Origin of the sequence: Microcystis sp. M165S2 (assembly GCF_020245885.1) — a bacterium.
Taxonomy (GTDB): Bacteria; Cyanobacteriota; Cyanobacteriia; order Cyanobacteriales; family Microcystaceae; genus Microcystis.
This window is the reverse complement of sequence record NZ_JADBTZ010000007.1, coordinates 1-8,610: the sequence shown is the minus strand read 5'-3', so window position 1 is coordinate 8,610 and position 8,610 is coordinate 1. Positions and strand designations below refer to the sequence as shown.

Genomic DNA, 8,610 nt, shown 5'->3' with positions numbered 1-8,610 from the left:
CTGTTGATTTAGGTACTCAAGATTCTTTAAAAGAACATTTACGACAACCTGTATTAAAGGATGTGATTAATGCCTTTTAGAGATTGGCAACTTCGTCTTCAAGATATTATTGAATCCATTGATGAAATCTTGGAATGGACGACTAATATGACCTTTGAAGATTTTAGCTCAAATCGAGTGACTCTTAAAGCAGTTCTTTATAATTTAGGAATTATTGGTGAGGCATCTAGAAATATTCCTAGTGAGATACAATTGCGTTATTCTCAAATTCCTTGGCGTTTAATGGGAGATATGCGAAATGTCATTTTTCATGAATATTTTCGGGTAGAATTGGCAATTGCTTGGCGGACGATTGAAAATAATCTAACTCCATTGCGTTCACAATTACAGGAAATTTTAGAAAATGAAGCCGAAAATTAATCTATAAAAATCCCCCTCAACTTACTTAAAATTAAGGGGGAATGAGTTATACCAAAAGGCAATTTAACCAACGTTAGTGGGTTCTTTTTCGAGGGAATGAGAGCGTTTTAAAGCTATATAAAGCAGTATTAAGACAAATAACTTCAATCTAAAAATAATATTAAATTGACCGTACACCTGATAATGTCATATAATGTCAGGTAAAAGCTTATTAATCTTGATTCTGTGTGTAAAAATGAACAATTTTGATATTCACTCTTTAATTACAACTGTTGATAATCTCATCTTCTCCTATACAGGAGAGAATTTAGATGATGTTCAGTCTGAAATCTTAGAAGGGGTGATTAATCACCAAAAATATACAGAAATCGCTAAAAATCATCATCGTTCCGAGAAATATGTCAAGGATGTAGCCGGTAAGCTATGGAAAACCTTATCGGAAATTCTAGGAGAAGAAGTTAATAAAGCTAATCTCAAGTCTAGTCTGCGAAGATATTATTATAATATTGCTAAAAATAATGTATTTGGAATCCAAATTAGCGAAGGTAATATCTGTAATCAACTACCAGAAAATCAATTACAAAAATATAATGTTACAGAAGAATATAAACTCGAAATCGCCACAGAATTGATGAAGGAAGGCTTAACCGTCGAACAAATTGCTAGAGTATTAAAACTTCCCTTAGAATTAGTTAAAGAGCAAATTGAAAAACCTAAGCAACCTAATTAATGCGCTGCCGAAGGCAATGTGTAGATACGCTGGACTGACTAATAAAAAAGCCCCACCCTAAAGGCAGGGGATTTTTTCGGGATAAAATAGCCCTAAGCTTAAATGCTGATGCTATTGAGTATTAGAGAGGGTTTTAGATAGGAATAAGGGACGACTCGTTTTTGATTATTAGCATCAATCTCTTGTTCGTTCATATTGAGATTTTGCTGAAATTGTCGAAGGAAGCCCGTAATTGTTGCCCGATCCTGATCGGCAAAAACCTCCTCAAACTTCCGGCCATAAAGTTCTTGAAAGGCCTTATCGTAATAGCCTAATCGATCGTATCGATAGTCGGATAAAGTGAACAGACTTTGTAACTGATCGGCCGCTTTTTTATAAGGAGGCAATAGCTGAAGAATGTCTTTTTCGGTAATTGATCCTCTGGCATCTCCGATTATTGAGCCTGTACTATCCTTAATCGCTTCTGGAAGATCACGGTAAGCGGCCAAGGGCATATTAGCGGCAAAAGTCATGTAATCATACTGACCATAGTTAACGGCAGAATGCAGAGGCCCGCAGATAAAAATAATTGTGGTAACGACTTCAATTAAGTCCTCCACAGCCGTAAAATTGGCTGGCATTCCCTTCACATTACCCCCTTGATTGGCCGCAGAATTAGATAATTCTCTGGCCCATGCTTGCAATTCTTGATCGTTAGTGATGTCTTGGGGGTTTGGGTAAAAATAATGGAGATAATCAGAAACAAACTGATTAATGGACTGCCAAATCAGCATCCCATCGTCTCGATAAGGGTAGTGGGGTAGTCGTTCCGTATCATCCATACCCCGGTTACTTATTTCTCTAGGAAAGGCAAAGTCTCGAAGATTCCAGCTTCCGTAGGCATCCTTAACCAGTGTCATCGACTCTCCCAAAGTGCCGGCCAATAATTCATCCACCGGCCCGTCAGGGTTGATCAGTCTCTCTTGTCCCAGATGGTTGTTCGTTAACATAAATCTTAGGTGCGGCTTGAGCAGAAGGCTGAGGGGATGATTTTCTGCCAGTTGCCGTGCTGTGCCGATCGCGATCGGTTCCATGACAAAATGAGTTCGACAGAGATGGGAATTCATCTCGTGGTGATTGCTATCGGCCACCTGAACACAAATTTTGGCAAATAGCCAAGCAAGGGGGTTTTTCTCAAAAGGAGTATAAAGCTTTTCCGTGTTTTCCCCAAATTGGATAGCGATCGGAACTAATTTGCCCCGATCTCTGATGCCACTTTTCCGCCACCAAAAGAGGGCCCTAGGTTTCGGTAAATATTTTCGCCCTTTGGCATGGGTTCCCCCTTGAACCAAAGACGGACCGAGATAATTAATATCCGTACCTGTATAATCGGCAATATAAATGTTTCCCGCCGCTAATTCTTGATTTACCTGAAACAATGGCTCGAAGTCTGTCTTAGAACTAGGGATTTGATTGAGAACTTGGGCGCGAGCATCCTCTGGTTTCAGTAAACGTAATACTAGGGGATTAGCTCCCGATAGACGTTGTTCGGCAAAGGCATCATTGGTTTGATAGACTTTGGCGATTTTAGGTAAGGGAATAATAGCAAAAAAGTCCTCATAATCTTGTAGCTCATCGAGGGGATCTAAAAAAGATTTGACTTTGACAGCCAGCATATTGGCGGGTAGTTCCGCAGTTGCCGCCAACCGTTCAGTAATGTATTGAAGGGAAAAGTTTTCCGATGCAGGCACGGATTCCATGAGGACTAAAGGTGGGAGATACTGATAGTCGTATCTATAGGCTTGCCGTTGAAGATTAAGGGAATCAGCCCGACGATTGGCATCCAGTTCATTTTGGGGCAGACAAGGGGTGGTAAGAGGGGCATTAACCATTCTGATCAAGTTTGAAGAAATTTAAGTGATCGTACCGTGTTTTTCTTCTTTACATTGATTTATAAACATTTTTTAATAATTTATTCTCCCTATCGCCCATTTTGATCCTCAATATCTGGCTTTCTTTTTCATCTACAAATATCAGAACAGGAATATCAACATTAAAAACTCCTCGGTTTTCCAATCAGGTTGATGAGAAAGGCTGTAATAGACAAAAATAGTCAAAATATTTATAATAAAAGATTGGACTAAAATTTTCTGTGACTTGCCCATGTTATTGTCTTGCGCCACCGGTAGCGAACAGTTTTTAGGTAGTGAAGCGATCGCCACTTACGCCACAGCTAAGGCCGTGATCCTGCCGATTCCCTACGAGGCCACCACCACCTATCGTAAGGGTTGTGAAACCGGGCCGGCGGCGGTGATTACCGCTTCCCAACAACTGGAAGCCTATGACGAGGAACTTAAGAGGGAAACCTGTTTAGAAGTGGGCATCTATACCCATGAGGCGATCGCAGATACCCGTCAGCAACCGCAATTGTCCGCCGAGGAGATGTTAGCCGTCACCACAGCTACAGTTTCTCGTTTAATCGCCGATGATAAATTTGTCGTCGCCGTCGGGGGTGAACACGCTATCACTACGGGAGTAGTACAAGCTTACCAGCAAGCTTTATCGGAACCTTTTACGGTGGTTCAAATTGATGCCCATGGCGATATGCGTTTTGAGTACGAAGGCTCCCACCATAACCACGCCTGTGTGATGCGTCGGGTGTTAGAAATGGGTTTACCGACCTTACCCGTGGGAATTCGGGCTATTTGTCGAGAAGAAGCGGAATTAATCGCTAAACAGCAGATTCCTGTGATTTGGGATCGAGATATCGCCGGTGATCCCGATTGGATCGAAAAAGCGATCGCCAAAATTACGACTGAGAAGGTATTTTTAACTATCGACGTGGATGGCATTGATCCCGCTTTAATTCCGGGGGTGGGAACCCCGGAACCGGGGGGGTTAAGTTGGCATCAAACCCTAGGCTTTCTCCGTCGTCTTTTCCAAACTCATCAGGTGATTGGCTGCGATGTGATGGAATTGGCCCCGATTAGTGATTCGGTGGTCTCGGAATTTACCACTGCCAAGTTAATTTATAAGTTAATTGGCTATCAATTTACTGCCTAGGGGCTTGCCTAATTAGGAGCAATCGTGTTATAATAGCGATCCGTGCGGACGTATAGCTCAGTTGGTTAGAGTACATCGTTGACATCGATGGGGTCACTGGTTCGAATCCAGTTACGTCCATAAATTATCTGCCCTAGTCCCGGTCATAACCTTCATTTCTGATGATAGGATGAACGATCGAAGCTCTCCAGAGAAACCCTATGACTAGCTTACTGCGCGACTTTTGGTATGTGGCCACACCGGCAAATAAACTGAAACCCGGTCAGCTAATGGCCAAAAAAATGCTAGGTGAACCGATTGTTGTCGGTAGGAGAGAGGATGGAGAAGTGTTCGCATTGCGGGATATTTGCCCCCATCGCGGCATTCCGCTGCACCATGGCTGGATTGAAGGGGATGGGGTGTACTGTTGCTATCATGGCTGGAAATTTAACACTAGCGATGGCGTTTGTTCTGAGATACCCTCATTAACCGAACACGATCGCCTTGATATTAGCCGAATTTGTGTCACCAGTTATCCCTGTCGCGAAATACAAGGTCATATCTGGGTGTTTATTCCGGCAGACTCAAAAAGGGAAATTAATCGAGAAAATCTGCCTCCTGTGCCGATTATTAGCGATTTTGGCAAACTTACCCCCAAAATAGCCGAAACTATCACTTTTGACTGCAATATTGACCATGCGGTGGTGGGATTGATGGATCCGGCCCACGGTCCCTACGTTCATACTTCTTGGTGGTGGCGCAGCGGTCCGCGCAAATTTCGGGTCAAAGAAAAACAATACGAACCAGTTCCCCTCGGTTTTCGTCTTGCCCCCTATGATATGCCCGTAAGTGCGAAACCTTATAAAATTCTGGGTAATAAGGTATCGATTGAAATTGTTTTTGAATTGCCCTCGGTGCGTACAGAAATACTACGAGGTGATCGCTATTTGGCCTGTGCTTTTACGGCAATTACTCCCATCGATGAAAATCACTGCGAAGTCCATCAAAGTTTATACTATACGATTCCTTGGTTGGCATTTTTAACCCCTCTTTTGCGTTATTTAACCCGACAATTTCTTAAACAGGATCGCGATGTGGTGATTAAACAACAGGAAGGACTTAGTTATCATCCAGCTTTGATGTTAATTGATGATGCCGATACCCAGGCCAAATGGTATTATCGCCTCAAGCAAGAATACGAAAAATCTCAAGCAGAAAAACGGGATTTTGTCAACCCCATTAAAGCACAAATTTTACGGTGGCGTAGTTAGAATTTGATCATTTTATTACTGGACTTGCCCTTTGACACAAGGTCATAACCTGTGCTGTAGGAGGGATTAAGAGAATTTCTGATGCCCAGTTACTGGGTACAAATCAGGGAAACCTCTAATAAATCTAAGGCTTTCTCTAAGTCTAATAATTGTCCTAAACTATGGCTACAAGTCTCGCCATTAAATCCTCTTGCTGTGGCTAATTTTGATAATATCATCGGGTAATTTTGAGAGGTTGCCAAGGGTTCTTTTTTTTGACTTGATCTCCTTTTTAGCAAATATGATCCATCCCTGTCTATTAAGAAATATTACAATAAACATGGGTACGTTAAGAAAAGTTAACGGGTTTATCCATTGCTGGATAAGGGTTTTTGGCTATTGTAGTAAGGAAAAAATTAACGGATTGACCGCAGGGATTGCCTATCAGCAATTCACAAACCGCGGGATTTTAATCGCTTTGGTTGTCGCTATTTTAGGAGGTGCGGCTAAACTTTTTGGTTTTTTTGCCTCCCATTAATCTTTTGATAAAATTACTTGTAAAAAAGCGGTAGTTTTTAAATCAATCCCTGTAATTGCCGTGCCAACAACTACCGAATATGCACCAACTTCGAGGGCTTTTTTTGCTTCTGTTGGAGTCGATATTCCTCCTTCACAGATAACAGGAACTGATAACTTATTAACTAATTCTTCTAGGAAAGAAAAACTCGGCGGTGGCAGATTTTTAGTTGCTTCTGTGTAACCGTAAAGAGTTGTACCGACAATATCAGCACCGGCTGCCACGGCATAAATAGCACTTTCGATCGAGTCTATATCTGCCATGACTAATTTACCAGTTTCCTGATGAATACGATCGATAATTGTGGCTAAATTTTCATCATTAGGACGCTTTCTTGGGGTAGCATCCAAGGCAATTATATCTGCACCCGCATCGGCAATAGCGAGAGCATCTTGATATTTGGGAGTAATATATACCGAACAATCGCGATAATTGCGTTTCCAGAGCCCAATTATCGGTATATCCGGCAATTGTTGACGGGTGGCTTTCAGATGAGTGGGACTATCAATTCTGACCCCACAAGCACCCCTATCCACGCAAGCATGAGCCATGGCGGCAATAATTACAGGATCGTGCAGAGATGACTCCACTGGCGCTTGACAGGAGACGATTAAACCCGATTTTAAGGTTTCTATTCGCATAAATTGGGGTGTGGGGATTTCAGTTATCAGTGAGCAGTAATCAGTGAAAAGAGAGCCAAACTTGTCAATAGACATCTCCAAGAATTATAACCCAATCAAAGCTTACTTTTCTCTTGTGTACTAACAAATAGTTCGCTAATTGAGACATAGATCTTTCGTTGCTATATTGAAAAAATATGAAGTAATTAAAACCATTTCTATTCGGACAAATCTCTTAAGCAGAAAAACTTTTAGCCTTGGGATAATATTAGGTCTATGTCTACTGAGCATCGTTTACTTAAAACTCAAATCTGATAGCTGATAACTGATTTTGGACTGAGATTACTTATAAGCAGCGATACACTGTTCAACTAAAGCGGTTACTGCGTCCACATCTTTCCAACCGAGAATTTCTGTGACTTTTTTCTCTAGATTCTTATAGGTTTTGAAAAACTCGGCGATTTCCTGCAAGCGATGGGGAGAGACATCTTTGAGGGATTTTACCTCAGCATAACGAGGATCTTTAGCGGGAACACAGAGAATTTTTTCATCGCGATCACCACCATCGATCATTTCTAACATACCAATAGGGCGCGCCGTAATCACACAGCCGGGGAAAGTAGGCTGATCCATGATCACCATACCATCTAAAGGATCGCCGTCATCGGCGAGGGTATTGGGAACAAAACCATAATCACAGGGATATTGTACCGAAGAATAGAGAACGCGATCGAGAGCAAAGGCGTTTAAATCCTTATCAAACTCGTATTTATTCTTACTACCGGCGGTAATTTCCACTAAAACGTTAATTAAACCGGGTTTCGGTTGGGCAGGAATGCGCGATAAATCCACAAGCTTTCTCCAAATACAAGACATTGACACTCTCGCCGTCAAGCTACGCTGTGACGGGAGATTCTTGCTTCTACTCCTCTTAACTAGACACAATCGGAAGACTATGCCCCCGTCAGACCGAATCCACAAGCGTTTTAGTTTAACGTCTACCGACTGTCCGGCGGCGGACGGCTCTGAATTTTATTTGTGGGCTGTTTTGACCTTAGCCGTTAAGCTTCTATGCTGCTTGACCCGTCACCATTACATTTTCAAGGGCGATATTTGTTCCGAGGTACAAAGGAGCGAGAGGTTTCCGTGATACTTTACGCGCTTTACCGCTTTCTGTATTCTAGCGAAATCCCTCGAAAGTGGAAACGCTACCGCGTTAGTTTCACTTTGGTTGCGATTGATCTCCCGTTAAGCAAGGGCGGCTCTAACGGGAGTCCTCTCGCGACCTTGAGATAGCGCCTTTAGAGTCACCTAAAAGCGCAAGCAAAATTAAAACACACTTTAATTAACTCCGATCCAAATTTTACCCATAAGGGGGATCGGGACGAAGAAAAAATTTTTTACCTTGGCAATCGTCTATCTCAATTCTGTCACCTCATTTGCCTCGTTAGGGAGTAGGATGTTTTACCGGTAAGGGGTTCTTCGGTATAGTTAGGCGTGGAGTTATATCCAATCGCTAACAAGGGTAACGTTAGGGTCAGAATTGCGATCATGGTTCCGAGTAAATTGGCCCACCTATGACTAGGAGGTTCGGAAGTCTTCCCTGACGGGTTGCTTGATTCCATAAAGGGGTCGTGTTGAACTCGACAAGTAAAGAATACGAGAGATATATAGAGCAGTAAGCTATCGGCCTTGAGCTTTTAGCAAATTACTGCTATTTTTTGCCTTTGGGCTTGGTTAACGTCTCGTTAGAAAGCGAAACATTAACAGCAATATTCCCCCTACTAATTATATTTTACCCATTTTTTTCCAGGAGTTCCCTCTGATACTTTTCTTGACGATCTCTCCAGATCATCGAAAATTTTGGGTGGGAAACCCCGCCGTTCTAGGTTGGCTTTACGTTAGAATTAAAAAGACCGTCTCGAAAACCAAGTGGGCGGACAGCACCTTGAAAACTCGGCTTAGGGGGTTCCGTTCAGAAAAGCTTGTCCG

General features: G+C 42.3%; 9 protein-coding genes, 1 tRNA gene and 2 pseudogenes. 7 read left to right on the top strand and 5 right to left on the bottom strand.

All coding sequences use genetic code 11. The annotated features are described in order from the left end of the window. From IM479_RS22465 to IM479_RS00330, 3 genes and pseudogenes are all read left to right on the top strand, one after another. A pseudogene (locus IM479_RS22465) lies at positions 1 to 80 on the top strand (nucleotidyltransferase family protein); the annotation flags it as partial. Next, complete coding sequence (locus IM479_RS00335) at positions 70 to 420, top strand: HepT-like ribonuclease domain-containing protein (protein WP_149976750.1); 351 nt, start codon at positions 70 to 72, stop codon at positions 418 to 420. The pseudogene IM479_RS22465 and the gene IM479_RS00335, both read left to right, overlap by 11 nt. A gap of 235 nt (positions 421 to 655) precedes the next feature. Then, positions 656 to 1,150, top strand: a complete 495-nt coding sequence (locus tag IM479_RS00330) for a helix-turn-helix domain-containing protein (protein ID WP_287687872.1) — start codon at positions 656 to 658, stop codon at positions 1,148 to 1,150. 98 nt (positions 1,151 to 1,248) lie between these two features. Here IM479_RS00330 and IM479_RS00325 read toward each other — a convergent pair whose 3' ends face one another. After that, positions 1,249 to 3,021, bottom strand: a complete 1,773-nt coding sequence (locus tag IM479_RS00325; RefSeq protein WP_287687874.1) for a lipoxygenase family protein — start codon at positions 3,019 to 3,021, stop codon at positions 1,249 to 1,251. Positions 3,022 to 3,292: 271 nt separating this feature from the next. On the opposite strand from IM479_RS00325, the gene speB reads away from it, so the two are divergent. The 3 genes from speB (at position 3,293) to IM479_RS00310 (ending at position 5,442) form a co-directional block, all read left to right on the top strand. Continuing rightward, on the top strand, positions 3,293 to 4,192 hold the full coding sequence (speB, locus tag IM479_RS00320) for an agmatinase (protein WP_287687876.1): 900 nt from the start codon (positions 3,293 to 3,295) through the stop codon (positions 4,190 to 4,192). Between the two features lie 46 nt (positions 4,193 to 4,238). Further along, positions 4,239 to 4,312, top strand: a tRNA-Val gene (locus IM479_RS00315). Positions 4,313 to 4,392: 80 nt separating this feature from the next. Beyond that, positions 4,393 to 5,442, top strand: coding sequence for a Rieske 2Fe-2S domain-containing protein (locus IM479_RS00310; protein ID WP_287687877.1), 1,050 nt, complete (start codon positions 4,393 to 4,395; stop codon positions 5,440 to 5,442). 89 nt (positions 5,443 to 5,531) lie between these two features. On the opposite strand, the gene IM479_RS00305 is transcribed toward IM479_RS00310, so the two are convergent. Next, entirely contained in the window at positions 5,532 to 5,660 is a 129-nt protein-coding gene (locus IM479_RS00305) for a hypothetical protein (protein WP_287076563.1), read from the bottom strand. 173 nt (positions 5,661 to 5,833) lie between these two features. Between IM479_RS00305 and IM479_RS00300 the strand changes: the two are divergent. Next, a pseudogene (locus IM479_RS00300) lies at positions 5,834 to 5,959 on the top strand (DUF4164 domain-containing protein); the annotation flags it as partial. Here the strand turns inward: IM479_RS00300 and IM479_RS00295 are convergent. From IM479_RS00295 to IM479_RS22925, 3 genes are all read right to left on the bottom strand, one after another. Then, the gene (locus IM479_RS00295) at positions 5,956 to 6,639 is read right to left on the bottom strand and encodes an N-acetylmannosamine-6-phosphate 2-epimerase (RefSeq protein WP_287076561.1); all 684 of its coding nucleotides are present in this window, start codon (positions 6,637 to 6,639) and stop codon (positions 5,956 to 5,958) included. The pseudogene IM479_RS00300 and the gene IM479_RS00295 overlap by 4 nt on opposite strands. 321 nt (positions 6,640 to 6,960) lie before the next feature. Beyond that, positions 6,961 to 7,470, bottom strand: a complete 510-nt coding sequence (locus IM479_RS00290) for an inorganic diphosphatase (RefSeq protein ID WP_004162542.1) — start codon at positions 7,468 to 7,470, stop codon at positions 6,961 to 6,963. A gap of 578 nt (positions 7,471 to 8,048) precedes the next feature. Next, complete coding sequence (locus IM479_RS22925; RefSeq protein WP_502692592.1) at positions 8,049 to 8,243, bottom strand: TLTLP motif-containing protein; 195 nt, start codon at positions 8,241 to 8,243, stop codon at positions 8,049 to 8,051. Positions 8,244 to 8,610: the final 367 nt, after the last annotated feature.